The sequence below is a fragment of the Actinomadura sp. 9N407 genome, from assembly GCF_044326315.1.
Classification (GTDB): Bacteria; Actinomycetota; Actinomycetes; order Streptosporangiales; family Streptosporangiaceae; genus Spirillospora.
In genome coordinates, this window is sequence record NZ_JBIRAW010000019.1 from 90262 (window position 1) to 113504 (window position 23243).

The 23243-nt window shown below is 67.8% G+C and carries 22 protein-coding genes; 8 read left to right on the forward strand and 14 right to left on the reverse strand.

Features of this window, described 5'->3' with window-relative positions:
* Positions 1 to 38: 38 nt before the first annotated feature.
* Positions 39 to 617 (reverse strand): hypothetical protein, encoded by a 579-nt coding sequence (locus ACH34Q_RS27515; protein WP_395985967.1) that lies wholly within the window; start codon positions 615 to 617, stop codon positions 39 to 41.
* Positions 618 to 1354: 737 nt separating this feature from the next.
* Between ACH34Q_RS27515 and ACH34Q_RS27520 the strand changes: the two genes are divergently transcribed.
* Complete coding sequence (locus tag ACH34Q_RS27520; RefSeq protein ID WP_395985968.1) at positions 1355 to 1921, forward strand: suppressor of fused domain protein; 567 nt, start codon at positions 1355 to 1357, stop codon at positions 1919 to 1921.
* A gap of 85 nt (positions 1922 to 2006) precedes the next feature.
* Here the strand turns inward: ACH34Q_RS27520 and ACH34Q_RS27525 are convergent, their stop codons facing one another.
* The 10 genes from ACH34Q_RS27525 to ACH34Q_RS27570 form a co-directional block, all read right to left on the reverse strand.
* A complete protein-coding gene (locus ACH34Q_RS27525; protein WP_395985969.1) occupies positions 2007 to 2390 on the reverse strand; it encodes a hypothetical protein in 384 nt (127 codons plus the stop codon).
* Between the two features lie 56 nt (positions 2391 to 2446).
* Complete coding sequence (locus tag ACH34Q_RS27530) at positions 2447 to 2776, reverse strand: hypothetical protein (protein WP_395985970.1); 330 nt, start codon at positions 2774 to 2776, stop codon at positions 2447 to 2449.
* Between the two features lie 52 nt (positions 2777 to 2828).
* Positions 2829 to 4667, reverse strand: a complete 1839-nt coding sequence (locus ACH34Q_RS27535; RefSeq protein WP_395985971.1) for a hypothetical protein — start codon at positions 4665 to 4667, stop codon at positions 2829 to 2831.
* Between the two features lie 67 nt (positions 4668 to 4734).
* The gene (locus ACH34Q_RS27540; protein ID WP_395985972.1) at positions 4735 to 5934 is read right to left on the reverse strand and encodes an AAA family ATPase; all 1200 of its coding nucleotides are present in this window, start codon (positions 5932 to 5934) and stop codon (positions 4735 to 4737) included.
* 92 nt (positions 5935 to 6026) lie between these two features.
* Positions 6027 to 6986 carry a MarR family transcriptional regulator gene (locus tag ACH34Q_RS27545; RefSeq protein WP_395985973.1) on the reverse strand — a complete coding sequence of 320 codons (960 nt, stop codon included), beginning with the start codon at positions 6984 to 6986 and terminating at the stop codon, positions 6027 to 6029.
* An 835-nt stretch (positions 6987 to 7821) separates the two neighbouring features.
* Positions 7822 to 8316 carry an ATP-binding protein gene (locus ACH34Q_RS27550; protein WP_395985974.1) on the reverse strand — a complete coding sequence of 165 codons (495 nt, stop codon included), beginning with the start codon at positions 8314 to 8316 and terminating at the stop codon, positions 7822 to 7824.
* A 315-nt stretch (positions 8317 to 8631) separates the two neighbouring features.
* The gene (locus ACH34Q_RS27555; RefSeq protein WP_395985975.1) at positions 8632 to 9075 is read right to left on the reverse strand and encodes a hypothetical protein; all 444 of its coding nucleotides are present in this window, start codon (positions 9073 to 9075) and stop codon (positions 8632 to 8634) included.
* Positions 9060 to 9947 carry a phosphotransferase gene (locus ACH34Q_RS27560; protein WP_395985976.1) on the reverse strand — a complete coding sequence of 296 codons (888 nt, stop codon included), beginning with the start codon at positions 9945 to 9947 and terminating at the stop codon, positions 9060 to 9062. Before ACH34Q_RS27560 ends, ACH34Q_RS27555 begins: the two co-directional genes overlap by 16 nt.
* Before the next feature lie 58 nt (positions 9948 to 10005).
* Entirely contained in the window at positions 10006 to 10755 is a 750-nt protein-coding gene (locus ACH34Q_RS27565) for a hypothetical protein (protein WP_395985977.1), read from the reverse strand.
* Positions 10756 to 11029: 274 nt separating this feature from the next.
* A complete protein-coding gene (locus tag ACH34Q_RS27570) occupies positions 11030 to 11728 on the reverse strand; it encodes an ATP-binding protein (RefSeq protein WP_395985978.1) in 699 nt (232 codons plus the stop codon).
* 364 nt (positions 11729 to 12092) lie between these two features.
* Here ACH34Q_RS27570 and ACH34Q_RS27575 point away from each other — a divergent pair, with 364 nt between their 5' ends.
* Both ACH34Q_RS27575 and ACH34Q_RS27580 read left to right on the forward strand, forming a co-directional pair.
* Entirely contained in the window at positions 12093 to 13562 is a 1470-nt protein-coding gene (locus tag ACH34Q_RS27575) for a helix-turn-helix domain-containing protein (protein ID WP_395985979.1), read from the forward strand.
* Positions 13563 to 13656: 94 nt separating this feature from the next.
* Positions 13657 to 14472, forward strand: coding sequence for an aminoglycoside phosphotransferase family protein (locus ACH34Q_RS27580; protein ID WP_395985980.1), 816 nt, complete (start codon positions 13657 to 13659; stop codon positions 14470 to 14472).
* A 396-nt stretch (positions 14473 to 14868) separates the two neighbouring features.
* Here ACH34Q_RS27580 and ACH34Q_RS27585 read toward each other — a convergent pair whose 3' ends face one another.
* Positions 14869 to 16209 (reverse strand): pentapeptide repeat-containing protein, encoded by a 1341-nt coding sequence (locus ACH34Q_RS27585; RefSeq protein ID WP_395985981.1) that lies wholly within the window; start codon positions 16207 to 16209, stop codon positions 14869 to 14871.
* A 154-nt stretch (positions 16210 to 16363) separates the two neighbouring features.
* Positions 16364 to 16567: a hypothetical protein gene (locus ACH34Q_RS27590; protein WP_395985982.1), complete on the reverse strand. Its 204-nt coding sequence runs from the start codon at positions 16565 to 16567 to the stop codon at positions 16364 to 16366.
* 288 nt (positions 16568 to 16855) lie between these two features.
* Between ACH34Q_RS27590 and ACH34Q_RS27595 the strand changes: the two genes are divergently transcribed.
* Positions 16856 to 17311 (forward strand): hypothetical protein, encoded by a 456-nt coding sequence (locus ACH34Q_RS27595; RefSeq protein ID WP_395985983.1) that lies wholly within the window; start codon positions 16856 to 16858, stop codon positions 17309 to 17311.
* 433 nt (positions 17312 to 17744) lie between these two features.
* Complete coding sequence (locus ACH34Q_RS27600; protein WP_395985984.1) at positions 17745 to 18545, forward strand: methylenetetrahydrofolate reductase; 801 nt, start codon at positions 17745 to 17747, stop codon at positions 18543 to 18545.
* A 188-nt stretch (positions 18546 to 18733) separates the two neighbouring features.
* Here the strand turns inward: ACH34Q_RS27600 and ACH34Q_RS27605 are convergent, their stop codons facing one another.
* Complete coding sequence (locus tag ACH34Q_RS27605; protein WP_395985985.1) at positions 18734 to 19312, reverse strand: hypothetical protein; 579 nt, start codon at positions 19310 to 19312, stop codon at positions 18734 to 18736.
* A 641-nt stretch (positions 19313 to 19953) separates the two neighbouring features.
* Here ACH34Q_RS27605 and ACH34Q_RS27610 point away from each other — a divergent pair.
* The 3 genes from ACH34Q_RS27610 to ACH34Q_RS27620 all read left to right on the forward strand — a co-directional run bounded on the left by ACH34Q_RS27610 (position 19954) and on the right by ACH34Q_RS27620 (position 23242).
* Positions 19954 to 20844 carry a hypothetical protein gene (locus ACH34Q_RS27610; protein ID WP_395985986.1) on the forward strand — a complete coding sequence of 297 codons (891 nt, stop codon included), beginning with the start codon at positions 19954 to 19956 and terminating at the stop codon, positions 20842 to 20844.
* A gap of 359 nt (positions 20845 to 21203) precedes the next feature.
* A complete protein-coding gene (locus ACH34Q_RS27615) occupies positions 21204 to 21764 on the forward strand; it encodes a hypothetical protein (RefSeq protein ID WP_395985987.1) in 561 nt (186 codons plus the stop codon).
* Between the two features lie 902 nt (positions 21765 to 22666).
* Positions 22667 to 23242 carry an SAF domain-containing protein gene (locus ACH34Q_RS27620; RefSeq protein WP_395985988.1) on the forward strand — a complete coding sequence of 192 codons (576 nt, stop codon included), beginning with the start codon at positions 22667 to 22669 and terminating at the stop codon, positions 23240 to 23242.
* Position 23243 lies beyond the last annotated feature (1 nt).

The following is a 23243-nucleotide window of genomic DNA, read 5'->3' on the forward strand; positions in this document are numbered from 1 at the left end:
CTACCGATAAGAGTTAATCCAATGGTGTGTGAATAATCTTAGGGGTTCTGATACGTAACTTCATCCAGCCAGTCTTCGGGAAAAGTATCGTCAATGACTGGGCATACAATCCTCTGACTGATCACATCGACCAAGAAGCTAGTCATGGAGCCTTTGTAGTGCCACCATCCAAAATAGTCATCCCCGATGACTACTGTCCATTTTTCGGGGTGTTCATGAGTGAGCCATAGGCATTTGGCGCCGTTCTCCCCTACTCCCCATGGGAGCAGGCCACCTGGTTCAGGAAAAAAGTCATAGTCGACTTCAACTTCTTCGCCTGAGGGAATGACTGTTGCATTTTTTGGGTCCCAGCCACCCGCAAACGTCTGGGTTCGCTGCAGATAGACTTTGACGGCCTGGATCTGTGCCTCCAGTACACTAAACAGGTTGCCTGACCGCGAAGTCGGATGGTAAACGGAGAAGTATTGACAGATGTCGAGGGCCGAGTATCGCTCAGTGAGCGCGCGGTAGTCTGCCGGGAAGACAAGGCCATATTGTGCCGCGACGGCTTCCCAATCTGGTGCCAGTGGCGTCACGACCGGCGGCCCGATGATTTGCTCAAGCAACGCAGGGATCATTGCAAGTCACCGTCAGCCCTCGATCTTGAGTGTTAGGAACGCACGCATCCACATAGGGACCTTCCATGACGTGGATCTTGCTAGGCATGGGATATTCCCTGCCGGGAAAGGTGCCATCCTAGCCCACTCCACCCGAATTGCCGGGGAGGAGTCACAGCCAAATCCGCGTCGGAGTACACTGGTATCACATACCAGTACAATTCTTCGCCCGTACCTCTGATGCCGCCAGTTAGATCGTCCTCGAACGGCTTCTGTAGTTCGTTATTGGTATATTCGAACTGCGCGACCGAGTGTGTAGAAGGAATTCGCGGCGTCGCCTGTCCTGTCCGGGAGACTTCTTCGTCGACTACCTCAGTCTCGCGCTCGCATAGGGAGCCTCGTGTCTTCGATCGTGAGAAGAGGCAGAGGGTGCCCAGGATCTACCCCCGAGTTCCGTTGCAAGGGTGCTGGACCTGGTGAGGCCAGGCGACCGGCGCGCAAGGTTGCCACTGACCTGCAGATGCCGAGCAGACGATCCATGTGTGGCTGTGGCAGTACCGGATTGATGCCAGCCCGGAGCCCGGGTTGACCTCAGCCGACCAGGTTGAACTGGCCGCCTCCATGAGCACATTGGGCCTGCAGGCGCCAGAGGCATCGGCGACGTCCTTGGTGTCGCGTGGCCTCGCCTCCTCAGCGCTCGCCCCGTAGCGGTTACCAAGATCTCTCACAGAGGAGGCGCGCTGCCTTAGGGTGCCGGGATGGCGTCCCCCTATGAAGGCCTGTTGGACCATGCCGAGCGCTACCTTGGTGCCGTCACCCACGGTGAGCCTCCAGATGTCGGCGGGTACAACCGCGGTTTCGCGATCGGCTTTCATCGGCACCCCGAGCACGACATGGTGTCGGCGGCCAGCACGGGCCTGCGGTTCCAGGACCTGGATTTCCAGCTCCCTGAAGAGGTCGTGTGCTCGGCCCGTCCGGGCCAGGAACGGGAGGCGGGCTACCTCGTCCACGTCGTCGCCGAGCTCGCGCTGAAGGACGGCAAGGGGCATGGCCATGGCGGCGGATACCGCAACGCCGAGCCGCTGATCCCCGAAACCCAGATTTCGAGCCTGGCCTACTCCGTGCACCCTCAACTGCCGGAAGAGTTCAACCACTACAACGACGCCGACGGCGCACCGGTACTCAGATTCGTCACGCTCATACCGATGACCGATCCCGAGTTCCGTTTCGTTCTAGCCGACAACGACGGTCTCCAAGGGCTCATGGAGGTCTGGCGAACCAACCGCACCGACATCCTCGACCTTTACCGGAGATCAGCCGTCTGAGCCGACGGGACGGGGCGCCGGGCAGTGCGGCGAGCGCCGGGACCCTGTCTATGATCCAGCGGCCAGGCCACTGCGGCGATCGGTGTCATGTCCGCGATTCGGCCTTCGTGGCCAGGGCCTGCAGGTGGGCGGTGTCGCGGTAGAAGCGCCGGGCGCCCTCGACGGATGCCACGGCGAAGCCCAGGCCGAACGGGCATGCGGCGCGCGGCGCGGGCCGGTCGGTCAGGGTGCGGCAGGCGGCCTCGCGGACCAGCGCTAGGGCGCGGGCCGGGTCGCTGCCGCCGTGGTCGATTTTGGTGATGACGCTGTCCCACCATCCGGCCACGGCGCGGAGTTCGGCGACGGTGCGTACCTCGGCGGTGATGGTCTCGCCTTCGTCGATGCGGGCGACGAGGCGGCCTTCGGCGTCGCCTCGCGCGTGCAGGGCTTCTTCGTGGCGGTCGCGGAGGTGGCTCTCGAAGCAGTCCATGGTCTTCTCTTCTCCTTGTGTTCGGGCGCGGGCCTAGTGCGGGTGTGGGTTGGTGGTTACAGGCCGCCACCTCGGACGCGGCAGGCGCGTTCGTCGCCTTCGTCGAGAAGGACGACGGGCAGGGTGTGGATCCCGGCGGTCAGTGCGCGGTGGATCCGGTGCCATCCGTCGATCACCAACGGCGTCTGGGCGTTCGGGACCGGTACGGCAAGGAGCGGGCGGGACAGATCGGCGGTGGCGGCGTGGTCACGGTCGATCTGGATGACGGCGCGGGCCCAGGCCAGCGGCCGGATGTCGGCGCGCGTGACCGGGTGCCGGGTGGCCAGCCGGGCGGCGGTGTCGATGTCCCAGGCCCAGCCGAGAAGAACGAACATCTCGCCGGCCATCGGTTACCTCGATTCGAGTTCGTGCGGGCTTTGAGAAGACGGGGCGGGGCGGTCAGGCGTTGTGTAGGGCGCGGGTGGCGGCGGCGCCAATGGTGTCGGCGGCCGTGGCGGGGCCGGGCAGGGGGACCAGGTGGGTGCCGTCCATCGCGTCCGCGTCGTCCGATAGCGCCAGCCACAGCACGGCGCATCCGGCGGCGGTCAGCCGGTCGATGCGCTGCTGGCCGATGACCGGTTGCGGGTCCTTGAACTTGCCGTCGGAGACGATCACCAGAAGCCGGGCGGCGCCGGGGCGGGTCAGATCGAGGGCGGCGTCGAGGGCGTCGACCGCCTCGACGAAGTCCTCGCGCGAATCGCGTGCGGTGAATTCGGTGACCCGGGTCGGGGTCTGTCCGGGGCGGGTGACCGGGCGGACTATCGCACCGAAGATGACCGTTGCCGCGACGGCGTCGGGCACGTGGGCGGCGGCGCGGGCCAGGATCCATGCGGCCGAGGCGACCGGGGCGGCCAGCGCGTGCATGGATCCGGACACGTCGCAGGCGATGCCGATGCGCAGCGGCGGCGCGGGGACGTGGCGGCGGGTGGTGCGGGTGAACGGTTCGGCGGTCGGGGTGGCCCCGGCGGCGCGTTGCGCGTCGGCGGCCATCGCGCCGCGCATGCTGAGGCGTCCGGGCGGGGTGGGTGAGGTGCTGGTGGTGGCGACCCGGTCGCGGTGCGCGGCCGACCGCAGGCGTCGGGCCAGACGGCGGGCGGCGGCCTGCTCCTCAGGGCGCGGCACGCGGGTGCCGGTGATCGCGGTCGCTCCCCGGCGGCCGGTCGGGGCCGTGCTGGCACTGAATACCCGGCGGGCGGCGTGCTCGGCGGCCTGCTGCGCGGCCCGTTCCTGCTGGCGCTCATCGGCGCGGACGGCGGCCGGGTCGGCGCCGCCCGAGGCACGGGCGGCGGTGGCGGTGGCGGTGGCGGTTTCGACGGCGGTCAGGGCGGCGCCGATCGCCTCGGCCAGCGGCGACGGTTCCCCGGCAGCGCCGGGCGTTCCCGGCGGCGGGGTGGGGGCGGGGCGGTCGGGTGCGGCGCCGACGATCCGGCACCAGCGGCGGCCGAGGTCGATCATCGTCTCGGCGTCGGTGTCGGAGGTGACGTGCGCGATATGCCACAGCGCCGCCAGCGCGCTCAACCGGGTCGGCCCGAGAACGTCGGTGATGGTGGCGCGCAACGCGGCCGTTTCGGCGTGCTCCAGGATCCCGGCGTCGGTGCGGGCCAGCAGCAGCGCGGCGGCCCGTGCGGCGTCCCATGGCGTCATCGCCGCCGTAGGCACCGCACCGGCCGGACCGGGCGGGGGCGCGCTCCCCGGCGCGGCGGACGATGCGGCGGCCGTCCCGGGGCCGTTCGCGGGCGGGGCGGTGAAGTCGGCCAGCACAAGGCGCGTCGCCGAGGCCCGCAACCATGGGCGATCGATGGGGCGGCGGCGGATCTGGGCGACCTCGATCCGGGACTCTTCCAGCACCAGCGCGGCGTCCACGGCGGCGGCGGGCGCGCCGCCGGGCGGTGTCCAGCGCGTGTGGGTGGCGTGCGCGGCCTCGTGGACCAGCACGCCCCACAGCGCCGGGTAGCGTTCCCGGTCCGAGGGGCGGGACGGGTCGCAGGTGGCGGGGCGTTGCCCCAGGTGGGTGCCGTCCAGTTCCACGGTGGCCAGCGACGGCACGAAACAGCCCGGGGCGCCGCACCCGAGGCCGGGCGCGCACCGCACCGTCAGGTCTTCCCGATCGGTCAGGTCGGTCACGGCATCGGTGAACGCGGCCGACAGCCGCAGCCACGGGCTGCGCGGGTCGGCCACCGGCGCGGCACCGGCGCCGGGTGTGGTGGGATCGGGTGCGGTGATCACGTGCGCGGTCATGGGATCCTCCGGGCGTTCGGGCGCGTGCGGGTGCGGGTGCGGTACGGGTGTGCGGGCGCGGGGCGGGTCAGATTTGGCGGCCGAGGGCCAGCGGGGCGACCGGGCGGCCGTAGACGGCGGACACGACCTCGGCGACCACGTCGCGGTCTTCTTCGGGCGCGATTCCCAGCAGGTTGGACACCGCGACCTCGGCGCCCAGGACACCGGCGATCTTCTGAAAGGCGATCAGTTCGCGTAGTTGCGGCGCCCACCCGATCTCGCCCGACTCCACGCGGCGGGCCAGGTTGCGCGCCACCCGCACCGCGCGGTGGTCGATGTTCAGCGTGCGCGCGAGGTCGTAGTCGGTGGACACCCGGATCTGCGCGGCGAACCGGGACGCCAGCGCCTCGGTCAGCACCGCCCCATGAACGCCGGGGTTGTGACCGGCGACCACATAGAACCCGGGTGCGGCGGTGATCGTCTCGCCCTTGTGGGCCTTCACCGTGATCTGGCGCCGCCCGTCCATCGCGGGATACACCACCGCCAGCACCTTGGGCGAGATCAACGTGGCGTCGTCGATGAGAAGGGCGCGGCCCTCGGTCATCGCGGTGACCAGCGGCCCGTAGATGAATTCGTAGCCGCCGCCGGGCGCCTGGGTGTACTCGCCGATGAAATCGGCGACGGCGGTGTCACCGTCCCCGGCAACGGTGATCAGATCGGGGAACGCGGCCTCGATCAGGGACGTCTTCCCGGTCCCGGGCGGCCCGTACAGCAGCGCCGGAATCGAGGCGTCCCGCAACCGCCGCAACGCGGCCACGTCCGGCAGGTCCGCCAACCGCCGGGGGTGGTAAACCTGCCCGTTCGGCCGCACCACCGCCCCTACCCCGGCACCCGGCGCAGGGGCCGGGGCCGGGGCGGCGGTCGGCGCGGCAGGCGCCGTCGTCGGCGCCGGTGCGGGCGTGGGGCGCGACGCCGGTGGCGTTGCGCGCGGCTTCCGTGTCGGCGCGGCGGTGGGTTTGGCGGCCTCGGCGGTGTAGGCGTTCGCACGGTAGCGGCGCGGCCCGTTCGACACCTGTTCGGCCTGCCCCTGACCGGTCAACGCCGCCAGCGCGTTACCGATCGCACCGGCCGACCGGCCGAGAACTTTGGCGATCTCGCCCGGGGTGAACGCATCCCCCGGGTGGGCGTCCAGCCACGCGGCGACCCGGCGGCGCAACTCACCCTGCCCCAAACGCGGGCTCGAAGCGGGCACGGTCACGGTCACGGGCTTGGATCCGACAAGGGTCACGACGATCTTCTCCTCGCGTTGCGTTGCGGGTTGGGTGGGGCGGTCGCGCCGGGGCGGGCCGATAGCAGGGCCCGCCCCTATGACGGCGGAGGTCAGTGCGCGGCGTCCGCCATAGGGCGCGCGCCCTCGGCGGCGGGAACGGTGGTGAACCGGCGGGGCCGTTCACACACCAACTCGGCGCGGCCCTTGTCCACTAGGCGGTCCAGGGCGTTGGACACCGCACCGGCCGAATGCCCGATGACCTTGGCGACCTCGTGCGGAGTGAACCCGGCGCCGGGATGCGCCGCCAGGTGCGCGGCGACCTTCGCGCGCATCTCCCCCGGCTGCGAACGCGGGTCACCCGAGGCGTTACGCGGCCGACCGTTCGCCGCCGCACGCACCAGCCGCCGCGTTTTCCCCGACCCGCCATAGACGGCCTCGACCGCCGCCAGCGCCGCCGCCCCATCCCCGCCCTCCAGCGCCGTCAACGCGTCAGCGATCGCCGCACCCAACACCGTCAGCGCGTCACGGGCCTCGGCGACCGCCGCCGGATCCAGCCCCGACGCGTCGCCGTCCGCGTCCCCGCCGTCCGTACCGCCGTCCCCGCCGTTGCCCACGGGCGCGGATGGGGGCGCGTCCTGCGGCTCGGCGTCCGTGGCGGGCGTGTCCGTGGCGGGCGTATCGGTGGGGTCGGTGGCGGGGGTGTCGGCGGGCGCGGTGACCGCGTCGGGCTCGGTGGTGGCGGTGGCGGTGATGTCGGTGGCGGGTGTGATCGGGTGCCAGACGTCCGGTAGGCGCTTGCCGCCGTCCCGCCCGCCGCGCGTCCGTACGGCGCGGCCCTGGTGTTCCAGGGTGGTCAGCATGCGCGCGGCCGTAGCGCGGCTGACCTCGGCCGTTTCCGCTATCGCCCCGACCGTGGCACCGGGGGTGGCCGTCAGCGCGTCCCAAACGTCCGCAGCGGCGCCGGACGGGCGCCCCGTCCCCGTATTAGTGGTCGCGCCGTTCGCGGCGCCGTCGGCGCCCGTGATGCGGTTTCCGTTGGCGGTGTTCGCGGTGGTGCTATTCGATGCCATTTCCTGCTCCCCGTTTGTTGGTTGCGGCGGCCGCTATTTCGGTGCCGTTCCGTTCATCGACAGTTCGACGATTTCTCGATAACACACCGCTAGGCAAGCACCTTCGGCCGCTTTTTTATTCACCTCAACGGCTGAACCACCTAACCGTCCGCACCCATTCGGCCATAAACCCAAGCGGCCGTAAACTACGGACGGCCACCGATAGCCGGGGGCGGCCAATCACACGGGGTGGCAATGCCTCTTTCGCGTTTCGCCTCTGGCGTCGCGCGCCGGTCGAAAAGGGTGCGTGGCGCCTTTTCGGTGCCCGTGGACGTAGGACCTCGCACCTCGCGCGCCGGTGACGGGCCAGAGCCTCACACCAAGGCCGGGACAGGGAGCCGGCCGCCGGCACAGGAAGAGTGAATTGCTAGACAGGGGATGTAGACACCAAGGGACACAGCCATAAAGAGACCGGACCGGCTACACACCACACACCCGCACTATTACCAGGAGTCGTCCTGGTGACGAGTCGGGCCCACGAACGGAATACGCAGAACGCCGCCCACCAGCGCAGACCGGCCGGGCCACCCCTTCCGGTCATAGACAGAAGACCGAGAAGAACCCCGAAGAGAACACCGAACAGAAGACCGAGAAGACACCCACCGGCCGCATCCACCGCTCCCCCGCAGGCCGCGGCGCCTCCAGAGAGGACCGAGTGGGCCTTGGCGACGCTTCCGCGGCATGCGGGAGGTCCCGCCCGCTGCCCACGACGGGGACTTGCGGACGGGACCTCAGCCGGGAAGGCGTCTATCCTGCCTTCGAGGGGCCAGCCTGATACCAGCAGGCTGGGCCCTCACTACATCGCGGGCGCCACCTCGACAGCGGCGACCTGATGCCCGCCGCTCTGCAAAGCCATATCGGCCCAGACGGTGTGGCCGAAGTGCGCGGACCCGTGCATGCCGCACGCGATCGACAGCTTGGACACCGTCAGCAGGCCCCGCCCGCCCTCACGCAGCTCGCAACCGGGCCGGTCGGTCTGGAAGATCGGCACGCACCTCCCACCCAGGTCGGTCACCCCGATGTAGGCGACGTCGGCCAGTGTGACCTCCAGGCCGAACCAGCCCCGGCCAGGTTCCCCCGACCGCGTATGAAGGACCGCGTTGCTAGCCAGCTCGGCCACCACCAGCGCCACATCGTCCTCCCGCCCCGTGCCGGCGAACAGCGACGCCGCGAACACCCGCGCCGCGGTCACCTGGTCCGCCCTTCCCGCGTACGTGCGCCGCCACCGCATCGGCGCCGACTCCCACAGCCACTCGGCCGGAGAGCACATGGCCCAGTTTCCTTTTGTCATCTCCGTGAATTCCTTTCTTGTCTTCACCGCCCGGCATCGCTGACATCCCCTGGGTGATGCGGCCGACCGGAAAGCCAATCAAGAACCACCTCGCGTACCCGGGTCAAGTCACGCCCCCGACCCGCCAGCCCCACGCACCAAAAGTAGGTCGAGATGGTGGAGACAAGAAGCGAGTGAGAATTTCGTGATCTGGGTGAGCGCATCGGCCATGGGCATAGCCTCTTGACATTACTGCAGCCGCTCCCTTGGAAACCCAAGGAAACATCGGGCAGCCCTTGTCACAGGACAAGGGCTGCCCAGGGAGGCCAGGTGCCTTTAATGTGCCAAGGCTTCGATCACCTCGGCGAGCTGCGGCTTGGGGAAGTGGATCTGTGCCCACGGCGAGAGCTGTGTACCGTTCTCACCAGGCAGCAGGTACACGTAATTATCCCAGGCATCGGGATGAGTCCAACGTCCGAACCGTTCGGCGAAGTGCGGACGTTCAGCGAGAAGGCTCAGCATGGACATTGCGTCCGGGCTCGGCATCTTCAGCCAGGCCCGGCCCAGCAGATAGTCGGCATGGCGCCGACGGCCTGTCTCCTCCGGCCGCCGCTCGGCGATCACCGACTCCCCCAGGTCCTGGCAGCACCCAGCCGTCCTCAGGCCGAGCGTCCAGAGCGCACGTACGAGAGGGACCATGTCCAGGTCGATGTCGGCCTGTCCGCCGTCGGGGAGTGTGAGCGTCTCGTACGGATGAACGTTGATCACTGCCGCAGGCATTGCAGCGCCTCCAGCAGGTGCCGCCGTACCGCCCGCCGTGTCGCCTGGTCCCGTCCCGGATCGGGCATCCACTTGACGGACTGCTGCAGATACCACTCGATGATCCACAGGCGATGCCACCCACCGGCCCAGGCCGCGGCCGATAGACCCCCGCGCTTCGCTTGGGCGCTCTCGGCGCCACCTGCGGCGACGTACGCGGCGATCATTTCGGCAATGGCGGCGACGTCCAGCGGCTTGGGGGTGTCCTCCCACGACGCCAGGTCCAGCAGGCCAGGGCCGGCGAAGGCCCGCGCCCAGTCCAGAACCTTGATCCCGTGAGGACTGGTGTGCAGGGACGTGGGGTGAAATTCGCTGTGGCAGAGCCCGTAGGGAGGAGTGTCGGCTCCGGCCGCGCGGCGATCAGCGACGTCGGCGAGTTGCTCCAGCAGGGACCGAACGTCGCAGGCGCCAGTCCACCGGCCGCTTGCCTGCAACGATTCGAGCGAGGTGAGGGCCTTGACCGGCAGGGAGGCCAACGCCCGTGCATCGAGCAACGGAAGTCCGGTCGGTGCAGGGCAGGAGTGAACGGCAACCGCCGTCCGGGCACCGACGTCCATTGGCGCGTCCTGCTCGGGCATCGGGCCCAGGTCTTCGAGCAGCATGGCGAGCTGCCCGTCCAGGAGCTTGGTCGACATCAGCAGGGCAGGGACCGGCACTCCGTGCTTGGCCACATGACGGATCATGTTGGCCTCTTTGGTGAACGGTGCCGCTGCGGTCTTGAGAATCACGGATGTGCCGTCGTCCAATCGCACCCGCTCGACGGCCGACAGTTCCCAGACGTGGATGGGATCGCGTCCGATGACCTGGCCGCGGAGTCCGGCGGAGAAGAGCATGGCGGAGAGAACCCGGTAAGGGGCGGACAGCGAGTCCGCCCCCTCGGGCCCTGTGACGTTAGCGGCCACAGGCTTCCACTCGCTCGATCCAGTCATCGCCGAAGCCTCGCAGCTCGCGGCGGAACTCGGCGAGGTCCACGCCGAACGGCACCACGCAGCCGCCGCGCATGTCCGCCTGGGACTGGCAGCCGTGGACCAGCTTGCCGCCCAGGGCGGCGTTGGCCTTGACCGCCTCCACCCGGCGAGCCTCGTCGAACCAGGTGCCGTGGTAGAGCTCGTCCACCAGCTGGGCTTCCTGGTGCCCCAGGCCGTAGACGACCTTGCAGGCGATGGGGAACATCCACGCCGGCCCGACGTTGCTGATCCGCCCGTTCAGCTCGACCCGGTTGAGCGCCATCAGGGTGCCGACCTCGCGCAGCATCCGCAGATGCTCGGCCCGCACGCCGAGCGCTGCCAGCCCGGGCTCGGACAGGTGCTCGGCACGGAAGATGTAGGCGGTGACCTTCCATGCGATCGCCAGGACCTCGGCCGGATCGCGAGTGGAGCGGCCATGGGCCCTGACATGGTCGAGCGCCATCTGCTCGACCGTGGTCTGCTCGGTCTCCGTCGCGTTCAAGAGTCCAGAGCGCACACCGTCCCAGTCACACACCAGCCAGGACGGGTTCTCGTACCGGAAGAAGTACGCCGCCGGGTCGATGCGCACCCTGTGATCGTCCGCGGTGACGCCGTCGATCTTGTTCCACCCCGGGTGGAACGGTTCGGGAAACTCCACCTCGATCGGCAAAGCAGCTTCGGACATGATGGTCATGGGCTCCTCCTAGAGCCTGATCGGCACGGCCTGCCGCCGTGCTCAGCGAGAGCGGGCCCCGCGCTCTCATCGCCCAGAGGGCGGGGCCCGCCGTGCACCCAGCTCGCAATCGCTGTGACGATCACCTCCTCACACGCCGTTGTGGTGGGTCCTCCGGGAAAGCAGGACACGTGGGTCGAACGGAGAATCACCGCCGTCCCGGAGGGTCAAGGAAGGTCGGTAGCCCGCGAGCGCGATAACGGCGTTGCGGGACGGGCGTCCTAGCCAGGAAGGCTCACAGGGCGACCGTGAGCAGCGCGAACACAGTCTTTCCGCCGCGCTCTCTTCGATATCCGGACCGTTCCGCGAGGGCGGCGATGATGCTGAGTCCCCATCCGCCCGGGTCCGGTGCATCGGCATCGGCATCGAAGGCCACAGCCGAGTTGATCTCGGGCTCACGTCGAGCTGGCATCTCCGGCGACGGGTCCCACACCTCCACGGCGAACCCGCCCACGACACAGAACACGTGCACCGTGATTCGCTCGTACGGAGCCGCCGCCACCGAATTCGTGACCATCTCCGAGACCAGGAGCACGGCGTTCTGGACGACCTCGCCCGGAAGACCCCACCGCCGGACCGTGGACGCGACGAACCGACGGGCCTCCGCTACGGACGTCGGCGAGGCTAGGAACTCACGCCGTTCGTCAGTCGATGCACCCTCGCACCCGCTGGACAGTGCCCTGCCCTCCGCCTCAGATCGAGACAAGAAAGGCACGTTGCTTCCACGGGCCAGCCGGTCTTCCCGTTCCATCCGCCCCGCGAACGCGTCCAGACCGGACGTGCCCGCACTGGCACTCTTCCCGCCCAGGGGTGGCTCCGCCGAACGATCCGCTGCCGGGCGAAGGCGAATGTTCTCCCCGTCGAGCGGCGTCTTGGGATCTACGTGAACGTGCTCAGCCGCTGGTTGCAGTGCGAAGCTGCCGGGCTCGGTCACGGCCACACCTCCGGGTGTCACTGATCATGGCTGGTGTCGGGCCCGCCAGGGCCTTCGTTTGGGTGCCATGAGCGTGACGCACAGTCAGCGCAACGCCAATCGCAGCGATTCCACTGAACCCGCGATTCCGTGGAATAGGCACGGAAATGCCTTCGGCAGTCGCGGCCGATCAACGGAAAAAGCAACCGAATTCGTCCCGTCCATCTCCTCGCCGACCAGAGGGACCTACGCTGATGGACAGCGCTGACTGACCTCGCTGAACATCGCAGGGAGGGGCGAGATGGCCCGCGGAGAGCACCCACCCGCCTGCGCTCGAAAGTGGCGGAAAAGAGCCGAGGCCGAAGGCTGGGGAACATGGCAGCTTGTGCAGACGATCCATGGCTGCTGTGGTGCCGGCCTACTGAAGGCCCAACGCCTCGCCCGCGGCTGGACGGCTCGCGTCGCCGTTGACGCCCTCATCGATCTCTGCGAACGGGAGCAGCTGGACCCACCGCAAGCCAACATCGATCTGCTCAACGCCTGGGAGAACGGCCGAGCACGTCCCCGGCCGGAAACGATCGATCGGCTGGCCCGGCTCTACAAAGCCAACTCCGTCCGGCTCGGACTGGCCGCCGACTACTGCGAGGACGACGGCCCGAACAACGTCGTCGTCGTTCACCCCGACCGTACTCAGCTGACCGCGCAGGCAAGCGCCGCAAAGATCCCACTGCTCGTCCCAGATGCACTCCACATGCCCAGCAGCACCGCCAGTCCCGGAGACGGCGAGACCAGGCGACGAGCGCTGTTCCACGACGTGATCGCCGACTCCAGGGACATACCGAGCGGCCTCCTCCTGGCCGAGGTCGAACAACTCCGGCAGCAGATGGACAGAACCCTGGCCTCCGGTACGGTCACCGAGGTCCAGATGGACCGGCTCGACGAGATGGTCCTGCACTGCCGCCGTGAATACCTCGCCACCCCGCCTCTGGTGATGCTGTGCCGCCTCATGCTGGAGTTCAGCGACGTCCGCAACCTTGCCTCCCAGCGGCAACCCGGGCCGATCCAGTGCCGGCTCTCCCACGTGGCCGCCACGCTCGCCATCCTCAGCGCCGACGCGCTGATGAAGCTCGGCGACATCCGGCAGGCGCGCGCCTGGTACAGCACAGCCAAGACCGCCGCCGACGACACCGGCGACCCACGCCTGCGGGCGCTTGCCCGAGCCCAGGAAGCGATGCTGCCGTACTACTACGGGGATCTCGCCGAGGTCGTGCACCTGGCCAGGGAAGCCCAGGCACTCGCCCGCAACACCCCATGCTCAGCGACCGCCCTCGCCGCAGCCGCCGAAGGTCGCGCGCTCGCCCGCATGGGAGATCGAGCCGGCGCCACCATCGCGCTCACGCAAGCCCAGCGCCTCTTCCCCAAGATCAAGGACATCAACACCGGCAGGCTGGCGTTCCACTTCTCCGAACAGCGCCTCTACCTGTATCTGAGCGGCGCGTACGCACACCTCCCGGATCTCCGGCAAGCCAGCGACGTGCATAGAAGGGCACTGACCCTCTGCCCGGCGGGAAGCCCGAACATCGATCCCACGCTGATCAAACTCGATCAAGCGACCAGCCTGGCCCGCGGAGGCCGAGAAGACGACGCCTGCGACCTCACCACACAGACCCTCCTGGCCCTGACCCCCGAGCAGCGGACCTCAATCGTCTTCGTACGCGCCCGGGACGTACGCAGAGCCATCCCAGCCGACCGCTGCCGCGGAAGAGCGCTGCGAGGCCTTGACGAAGCCCTGACACTGGAGACGTCGCCATCACATTCCCGGCAATCAAGGATTCACGATCAACGCGATACCTAACCAGCTGACCGGTGCCACCGACCTCCCGCAACGCGCCCATACGGTTCTCAACCAGGTATGCCGCACCGTCGGCCTGGACCCGACCGGCGCCACATTGCTCCGGCTGCGCAGCAACGCCGTCTTCAAACTCCAGGCGCCGATCATCGTACGAATCGCCACGGCACCCAACGCCGCCGACCGGCTCCCCGCAGTACTAGCGGTCACCCGCTGGCTCGCCGAACGCGGCTTTCCCACCGTGCACCCGGCCGACGAGATCACCGACCAGCCCGTGACACTCGCTGGCATCACAGCGACCTTCTGGCGCTACATCCCGACCGGAAACGTCCCCGTGAGCACCGGCGAACTCGGCCGCATACTCCGCGACCTCCACCGCTTCCCCGCGCCACCGTTCCCCGTCCGCACGCTGACCGATCCACTGGCCAGCGTCCGCACCAGCGTCCACCAGCACCCCGGCGTACTCGATACCAACGAGCAGTCCTGGCTGAGAGAACGCATCGCCGACCTCACCGACGCCTGGAACGCACTGCCCTTCACCACGCCCCCCGCCCTCGTGCACGCAGACGCCTGGATCGACAACCTCCTCCGCCACCAGAACGGACATGCCGTCCTGAGCGACTGGGACAGCGTCGCCATCGGCCCCCGCGAATGGGACCTGATCCACAGCTACCACGGCCAACGCCGCTTCGGCCTCTCCCCCACCGACGTCGACACCTTCGCCGCCGCCTACGGCCACGACCTCCGCGACTGGCCAGGCTACGAATCCCTCATGCAGATCCGCGACCTCTACGCCATCGGCATCCACATCCGAAACGCCCCCGGCGACCCGTTCTCCCGACGAGAACTCGGCCGCCGCCTCACCTCCCTGAAGAACGAAACGACCCACGACCGCTGGCACATGAAGGACATCTGACACCGCCGCTAACTACCAGCGAGGTTGAACGGGCGGCCTCATGCGACAGTCCCGGGACCCCGGGCCGGGCGGCTAGGCGGGGTAGGCGGGCCGGACGATCGCGGTGGGGGACAGTTCGTCCATGGGGGCGGCAACCTCCTGGCTCGTGTGCGGCTGATGCCACGGGCGGGTCCGCACGCCCCCTTGATGAGCTCACATAATCAGCATCATGTGAGACCGGCGAGGCCGGAAACGAGCCCGCCCGAGCACTCGGGATCGGCACCGCCGGTGATCGCGCCGTCACACCCACTGGGGACTTCGAGATAACTGAGACGGTCCCTACTCGCGGGCGAGGCGGCGGCCAACACGAGAGTGCGGAGCCACCTCCCCTCGGCAGAGAAGCGGTCCGCCCGGAGGTCAGGTCTCCGACTCCGCCTGATCCGGCACCACCCGGCCCGTGCCGCCCTCGGCCAGCTCGATCCGCCACCCCGCCGGCAGCACATGCTCTCCGCCAGCCTCCGCCACGGTGGCCCATGCGAATTCGACGCGCCCGGCGAAGGACGCCCCCCCGAACCTGGCATCCCCGGCGAAGGACGCCCCATAGAATGCGGCGTGCCCGGCGAAGGATGCCCCCTCGAACCTGGCGCCGTCGGCGAAGGACGCCATACCGAACCAAGCATGCCCGGCGAAGGATGCCCCCTCGAACGCGGCGCCCCCGGCGAAGGATGCCTTCTCGAACCCGGCGCCCCCGACAAAGGACGCCATACCGAACCAAGCATGCCCGGCGAAGGACGCCCCCTCGAACCCGGCGCCCCCGGCGAAGGACGCCCCCTCGAACTCGAGAGTCCCCGCGAAGGACGCTCCGGCGAACTGGGCGGGTCCAGCAAAGGACACCCCGTTGAATCCGGCGTCACCAGCGAAGGTTGCTCCGGTGAAGTCGGCGCGGTCGATGGAGCAGAGGTTGAGGTCGAGGTCGGTGAGGGTGGCGCCGGTCAGGTCCAGGGCGATGCCGCGCCAGCGCAGGGAAGCGTCGCGGTGCAGGTGGGTGGTCAGCAGGCGCTGGGCGGTGAGGCGGACCTGGAGTTCCTCGTGCGGGTCGGGGGCGGGCGGGTCGGCCGGTTCGAGGGGGGCGGGCTGGCCGGCGCGGGCGGAGCGGTACCGGATGGTGTGCCGCCGGGCCTGCTCGCGCTGCGCCCGCTCGTCCTCGCCGTCGTCGGCGTCGTCGGGGCGGGGCGGCGGGGTGTAGGGCATCCGCAGGTAGGCGCAGATGATGTTGACGATGGTCTGCTGATGCCGCGGGTTGTCGTTGGCCAGGCGTTCCAGGGTGTACAGCGCGGTCAGCCGCACCGGCGCCTTGTCCGAGCCGAGCTGCTCGGCGGCGGCGTTGTACAGCTCGGTGAGCCGGGTCTGGGCGGTGTCGTGCTCGGCGTGGGCCTGGCGGCGGAAGGCCAGCATCAACCCGACCGCCGCGCCAGCCCCGGCGCCGGCGGCCAGACCGGTGCGCACCGCCTCGACCTTCACCCGGGCCCGGTCGGCGCCGGTCGCCTTCGGGTCGCGATCGAGCACCCGCCCGGTGGTGTCCAGCAGCCAGCCGGTGGTGAACCAGATCGCCGCCGCGGCCGCTGCGGCCGCGGTGGCCATCCAGAACAAGGCCGCCAGCGACCACCCCCGCCGCCGCACCCGCTGGCGGACCCGGATGCGGCCTTTCCTCCAGCGCCGCCGTACCGACTCCGCCCCGTGCCTCACCCGTGCTGTCACAGCCGACCAGTCAACGACCATCCGGCCCGGGTACGCCCCCCGATGGCCACAACAGGCAAACCTCGTTTCCGCCCCGTTGAAGTTGGCGACGGGAGTGTCGAGCTCGCGCGGGGGCGGGAACTCCCAGCGGGGTTCCCGCCCCCGGCCTCAAGCACTAACGGCGGTTCGAACCACGCCACCCGACAACGGCGGTCACGATCACGCCCAGCAACGCCACCAAGGGCGTGGTGCGCGCCGGCGGCGCCCACAGGACCACAGCCACGGTCGCGGTGACGGCCAGGACGACCAGTCCCCAGCCGGTGAGGTGACACCGCCACCGCCGGCGGGCAGGATCGAGCTTGGAGGCGGATTCAGACATGGACTTCGTCCTCCTGTTCGGCGCCGGGCCCTGCGTGACCGCAGATCCGTACAGGGCCCGGCATCGGCTTCCTCGATGAGGACGAGCCGCGTGAGTGCGACCCGTAAGCACCAGCCTGAGGCACCTTCAGAGCGTTCGTTATAGGGCGTCGAATCGTGAAACGGCTGGTCAAAAGGTTGACACCCGCGTGACACAGGTGCGTTTACAAGAGATGCCACGTGACAGGGGTTGGCATCCCTAGGCTTCGTGTGACAAAGCGGGTCATACGAGGCGAGGCGAGGAAGCTTTATGGCGCGGATCATCCAGATGCCGTCCAAGGACGAGTTGCCCGAAGGACCGACGCGCACGTTCGTCGTAGCACTGCGCCTGTACTACCGGTCAGCCGGCCGCCCCGCCTTGCGAGAGATCAGCAAGCTGATCGAAGGCCGCCAAGACCTGAATAACATCACGGCCAGCCAGGAGACCATCCGCCGAATCCTGCGCGGACTGGTGGTTCCCCATGACTGGAACCGGGTGAACGCCGTCCTGCAGGTGTTCTGCGAGCTGAGCAAGATCGACCCAGAGGCGGACGCGGACCAGTGGGAACATATGGTCGAAAGCCACCGCGACTACATCAAGCGGCTCTGGGACGAGGCACTGGAAGCCGAGCCTGACGCACCCCGGACTCTTCCTCCCACGCCCCCGCCTCCCTCTTCGAGGCCAGGTTCCGGCGGCGGCGGTTTCAGCGACGACCCCCCGTTCTGATGTGTCCACCCGCATCAGGTTCAACGAGCCCCCCTTCGTCTGACCGGATCGCCCTATCTGATTCCGGGTAGTTCAGCGTTCCGGGCTTACATCTGGGGTTGGTTGAGCCGGGACAGCAGGATCAGCACGGATGGTGACCGGCCCGGCACGCCCGAGTGGGGTTTTGCCACATCTGCGGCACTCTCACGCGCGGGCGCGCGCGAGGGAGATGCGGGAGCAGGCAGTCCATGCCGGGGCCGGGCGTGAGGAAACCCCGCGCCCGGGGGAGCCCGGGGCGGGGTTTCGTCGCCGGCGGCGAACGCTACTCGGCCCTCCGCTCCCGAATGTGTCCCCAGCCGCCAGTTACGGGGTTGAGGAACCTGCGGACAACCGATGGCGCTGAGATTGATCATGGCTCTACGGTCCCGGTGGTCGGCCGTCTAGGGTGAGGGGCATGACACGTGGGTTCGAGGTGGTGTGTGAGATCGAGCCGCCGACCCGACCGGATCTTCGGCGGGTACGACACCAGATCGGGGTACTGGACGCCGTCGCGGACGCGTTTCTGATCCCCGACAACCACATCGGGCGGGCGACGGTGTCGAGCGTGGCGGTCGCCCACGAGGTGCAGGCGATGGGAGCGACCGGGATCGCCTGCCTGAACGCCCGCGACCGCAACCTGCTCGGCTTTCAACGGGATCTGCTGACCGCCGCCGCCTACGGTGTCCAGCGGTTCCTGTTCGTCTACGGCGACAAGCCCGCCTCCGGCAATCGCACCGGCGAACTCACCGTGCGGTCCATGCTCGACCAAGCCCGCGCCGCGACCTCCGATCCCGTCTTCACCGGGCATCCGGAGTTCCAGATCGGCGTCGCCTCCGGCATGCGGCCACTGCCCGCCTGGAAGCAGCAGGCCGACTTCGTGTTCGCCCAGGTCAGCTACAGCCTCGACGACCTGCTGCGCTGGCGCGAGACCATCACCATCAACGCACCCGTCTACGCCGGAGTGATGGTCCTGGCCAGCGCGACCATGGCCCGCAACCTCGCCGCCACCATCCCCGACATCACGATCCCCGACGCACTCGTCCAAGCCGTGGAAGCCGACCCCGACGTCGGCATCGCCGCCGCCTGCGACCACGTCCTGGCCATCCGCGACAGCGGCGCCTTCGACGGCGTCCACCTCGTCCCCGTCAGCCGATACCGCCAGACCGCCGCCCGCCTCGAACGCCTCCTCCACAAGCCTCCCAGGAATCCCCGATGACCTTCGAGGCCCGGACGGGCTTCACGACGGGGTGTAGGGATTAGACCTAATCCCTACACCCTCACGAGGACGCTACCCAAGATCACTTCCTACTTTGGGGCTGGGGACACGTTCGGCGGCGGAGGGCCTAATTAGGAGCCCCAGGGTTCACGCGAACTGAAGGTTCCTCAGGGTGAACTGGAGGTCGTTCAGCTTTCTTGGTTGTTCTGGACCCTTGGGCTCGTGGGAACCGGAGGATTCTCCGAGCTCTCAACTGGCGGGTGAGGGTCCGGCTGCTGGCCGATCTGGGCGAGGCATGCGTCGTGGACGACGGTTGCCAGCTCCTCTGGAGTGCGGCAGTGATCGCAGGTCCATTCGTAGTCGAGGCCGTTGGCGACGCCCAGCGGTTGGTCGAGGTAGTCGCCGGCGTGGTGTCCGGTCTCGATGAGTTCTGCGATTTTGAAAATCAGCTCTCGGGCACTGATCTCGTCGGCGAGGTGAAGCCGTGCCAAGTCCCGATAGACGATCGTGACGGCGTCGGAGATCTCGTGTGGGATCGCAGTCCGGGTATCGGCGAGGGCAGCGGCCATGACGTCTCTGACTTCATGGGGATCGGACCCGTCCATCCCAGCCAAGATCGCGAGAGCGTCTCCGTCCAACCCGTCGGCGATCCAATGAGCGGCCCAGAAAGGCGCCCTTTCCGTCGCCACATCTCCGATCTTGTACCAAGCAGCGACGAGTCCAGGTGGCGGAATCTGGTCTCCAGCGCTGTAGTACGAGATTCTCATTCCTCCATCATGCCGGTACTGCCCAGCAGATAATCCGCTGGGCAGCTCACTGAGCCCATTCCAACCTGAGGCTGCAGACTACGAGCGGTGACGTCTACCTCTGGATGCGTGATCACCGGGCCAACGACTCGGGTTGTCGGCAATCAGCCCTGGGAGACGCTCTGGCAGCAAAGGACATGGCGACACTTGGCGTGACCATGCTGAGTACATCGAGGATCAGCAAGAGCTGTGGGCACAGGCCCTGCTCGACAGGTAGCGCGGCCACTTGCACCTGTCTCCAGACTCAGACTTCGATCAGGTCCGAAGTACACGAATCGGACCAGACCGTGAGTGACAAGTCGATTGCGAACAACGCCCAAGTGACAAGAATCTTGAGCAATCGGTGACAACCATCCTGGCGAACGGTCAGCCCGTACCGCATGTCAGAGCACCATCCGTGTGACAACCAACGTGGCGAGTCACAGCGAGCGCGATGGCCAGTACGGATTGCGAGATCGTTACCTGCTTCCGCCAGCTCGCTCATACGAGGAGGCCAGGACGGATCTGGGCACCCACCCCTCCTTTACCGTCGCCCACTCAAGCAGGGTCATGGGCAGCGTTTTCGCAGGTCAGAGGCAATACTGACAGCTTCTCGACGCACCGTGGGCAGCCTCCCCCGCCTAAGTAGTGCTCATGAAGTGCCTGCGCCGTGGCGGATACCTGGCGGCACCACCCGCCACGACGCTTCGGGGGTCGTCATGTCGTTCAACCAGGTCGCCGACGAGACCGGCACGAAAGCAGCTCAGGCACGGCGCGCCGGCGCGCAGCCGGGCAACGCTCTGGACGTTGCCGCGAGATCCTTCAGGTTTTTGATCACTGGGCCGAGTCCGCTCGCGGTCGATGGCAGGAAGCTGGGCCATGGGCTTCCACCCCGCCAGATCGACCTCGGGGAACTGCTGAGCCTTCTGCTCGACCGCACCGCGACCGATGCCCTCAAGGACGCCGCCTGGGTAGAGCTGATCGCCCGCGCACGTACAGGCGACCCGGCTTGGGTCATCGGCTGCGTCGGGGTGGCGATGCCGGGCCTGAAGAACATCGCTGCCCGGCTGATCCGTTCCAGCCCCACGCGATTCGCCGACGACATCGTGTCGGAGCTGCTCACCGAGTTCGTCGCCCAGCTGGCGCGCATCGACACCACGCGGCCGAACATCTCCGCTCGCCTGATGCTGTGGGCGCGAAAGGGCGCACTCCGGGCTCTCGGGTGGGAAGCCCGTCACCTGCCCCGCGACCCCTGGGAGCTGAGCTCCGCTCCCCACGTCAACAAGGACACCGATCCGGTACTCCTCCTTCTGGACGCCGTACGCAGGGAGATCATCACTCCGGCCGCTGCCTCATTGATCATCGCGACGCGCCTGGACGCGGCGTCCGTACGAGACATCGCCCGCGAACAAGGCATCTCATCCGACCGGCTCTACAGGCAGCGCAGGGAGGCGGAGTCACGCCTGGTCGCCGCGATTCGGAACGGGACACTTTTCGCGTCGTCGCCCTGTTGACCAACCGGCCCAACGCACCGAGAGCCGCAGCTCAACCAGCCATGGACCGGGTCGGCCCACTTCCTGCGGGCTGACCCGATCAATGGAAGCAAGCCGAGATCCGGCCAACTCACCACAAATCAGCTAGAAGCGGCAATTAATATCCTACTTCAGGCTCTAGAAATAACCGTACGGGACATAGCGGAATGACTGTGGCGACAGACTGACCTCACATGTACAGGGATTTACCCTGCAGCCAGTCAAAGGCGCAGCGGAGCCGGTTGCGCGCGCCTAACATCGCACGCATCCCCGCTGCAGGTGACGCCGAGGTGCGATCACACTTCTCCACCTCTGACGATCAAGTCCTTGAGGAGCTTGGTTTGAGTCCAACCAGCAGGCGACTGGCCAGGCACACGCATCTCACCCCCGCCAGCGCGACAGCAGGTATCGCATGCGTTGCCCTGTTCGCCATGGGCTGCAGTGGAGAACCAGCCAAGGCCAATCTTCCAGCCGAGCCCGGACCACAGTCGCCTTCGAAGTCCTCCTCGGATAGCGAGGCAGTCAAAGATTCGTACCTTAAGTTTGTAAAAACACTGGAGCGCGCAGACACACTGCCCGAAGCAACGCGCAAGCGAGAACTTTCTACTTATATGGTCGACCCTCAGCTTTCCCGAGTACTAAAAGTCATCGAGCAACATCGGGATGATCACTTGGCGACATACGGCTCGGTGGTAATTCGAATCAAAGATGTTCAGGTTGATGGTTCCAAAGCAACGGTACGAGATTGCCAGGATGCCAGCAGGGCGGGGCTCCTGAATACAGAGACTCGCAAGAAGATCAATCGGGGCTTCAAAGAACGAAACACCCAGGCACTCATGGAAAAAGGTGCCGACGGGCACTGGCGAGTAAGTAAGTTCATCGAGCTCGGCGAAGGCTGTTGAGCAGTGAACGTTACTGTCGCCACCGTTCTCATCAGCCAACTCGTCAGCCAATTCCAGGGAACCACACATCCTCAACGAGATCCAATTCCGCCTACCGGTGGCATGGACGGTTACTCCTTTGGAGTTGAAGGGAAGGGACAGCCTCAGGTGATCCAGAGCGAGCCGAGCCGTCCTGTGAACGCGGGTGGTGCGGCTGAAGTTCCTGCGCTGGCTGATGTTTGTAGTCCAGGAAATCTCTGGGCGACCTTGGTGGTCTGTCCGGCAGAGGATGCGCCTAATCGTGGGGCGAAGGTTTCGCCAGCGCAGGTGGCTGCTTCGGTTTGGGAACGGTTGCCGATCCCTACGCCGGTGGTGCGTACGGCTCCGCCGCGTGGTGCTGCGGGTCTGGTGGGATTGCCGCATTGGTTCTGGGTGACGAACTGGCGGCCTTTGAGCGATCGCGCTGACGCGGGCGGTGCGTGGGTCGAGGTCACCGCGAGGCCGCAGAGCCTGACCATCAAGCCGGGCAACGGGCAGAGAGCCAGTCGATGTTCTGGGCCCGGCACCGCCTATGTCCCGTCGCGGCCTGCGTCGGTGCAGCGGACGGAGTGTTCGCACACCTTTACGCGGTCGTCGGCGGGGCAGCGGGGTGGCGCTTATCGGGTGCGGGTGTCGGTGGTGTGGGGCGGTACCTGGACCGGTTCTGGTGGGGCGGGAGGTTCGCTACCGCCGTTGAGCCGTTCAACGAGTTTCCCGGTGCGGGTAGCTGAGGCGCAGGGCTTGTACAGGTGAGGGTGAGGAGTGCGATGACCGGGAAGACGCTGCCCAAGCCCAGGCCGGCGCGGGATGGGAGTGGGGCTGTTCGGCCGGTGTCGGGGCGGTTGGCGCGGCAGCGGCGTCCTGGGTGGATCGCGGCTGGGGTGATGCTGATGGCGCTGGCGGTGCTGACGAACGTGTATCTGTTCCAGAGTTCTGGTGAGCGGGTGTCGGTGGTGCGGGTGGCGCGTGATGTACCGGTAGGGCAGCCGATCTCGCGCGCGGATGTGGATGTGGCCCGGGTGGCGGTGGACGGATCCGTTCAGACGGTCCCGGGGCGCCAGCTGGGTGAGGTCGTCGGGCGTAGAGCGGCGGTCGGGCTGCGAACGGGGACGTTGCTGACCGCGTCGCAGGTCACGGCTGAGGTCAGCCCGGCGGCGGGTCAGGCGCTGGTGACCGTTCCGCTGAAGGTGGGTGAGGTACCGCCGGGGTTGGCGCCGGGCTGGCAGGTGCGGGTGGTATCCACTCCGGGTGCGCAGGGCCAGAGCGCAGGTCAGGCTGGCGCCTCGGCCGCGGGTGCGGCTCCACAGGATGTTGCGGGGGTCGTCGATCAGGTCGGGGAACCGACGACCGAGGGCACGGTGACGGTGTCGTTGCTGGTGGCCGAGGGCGACAGCGTTGCGGTGGCCAGGCAGGCCGCGGCCGGGCTGGTCGCGCTGGTCGTGACGGCCAGGAGGGGCTGAC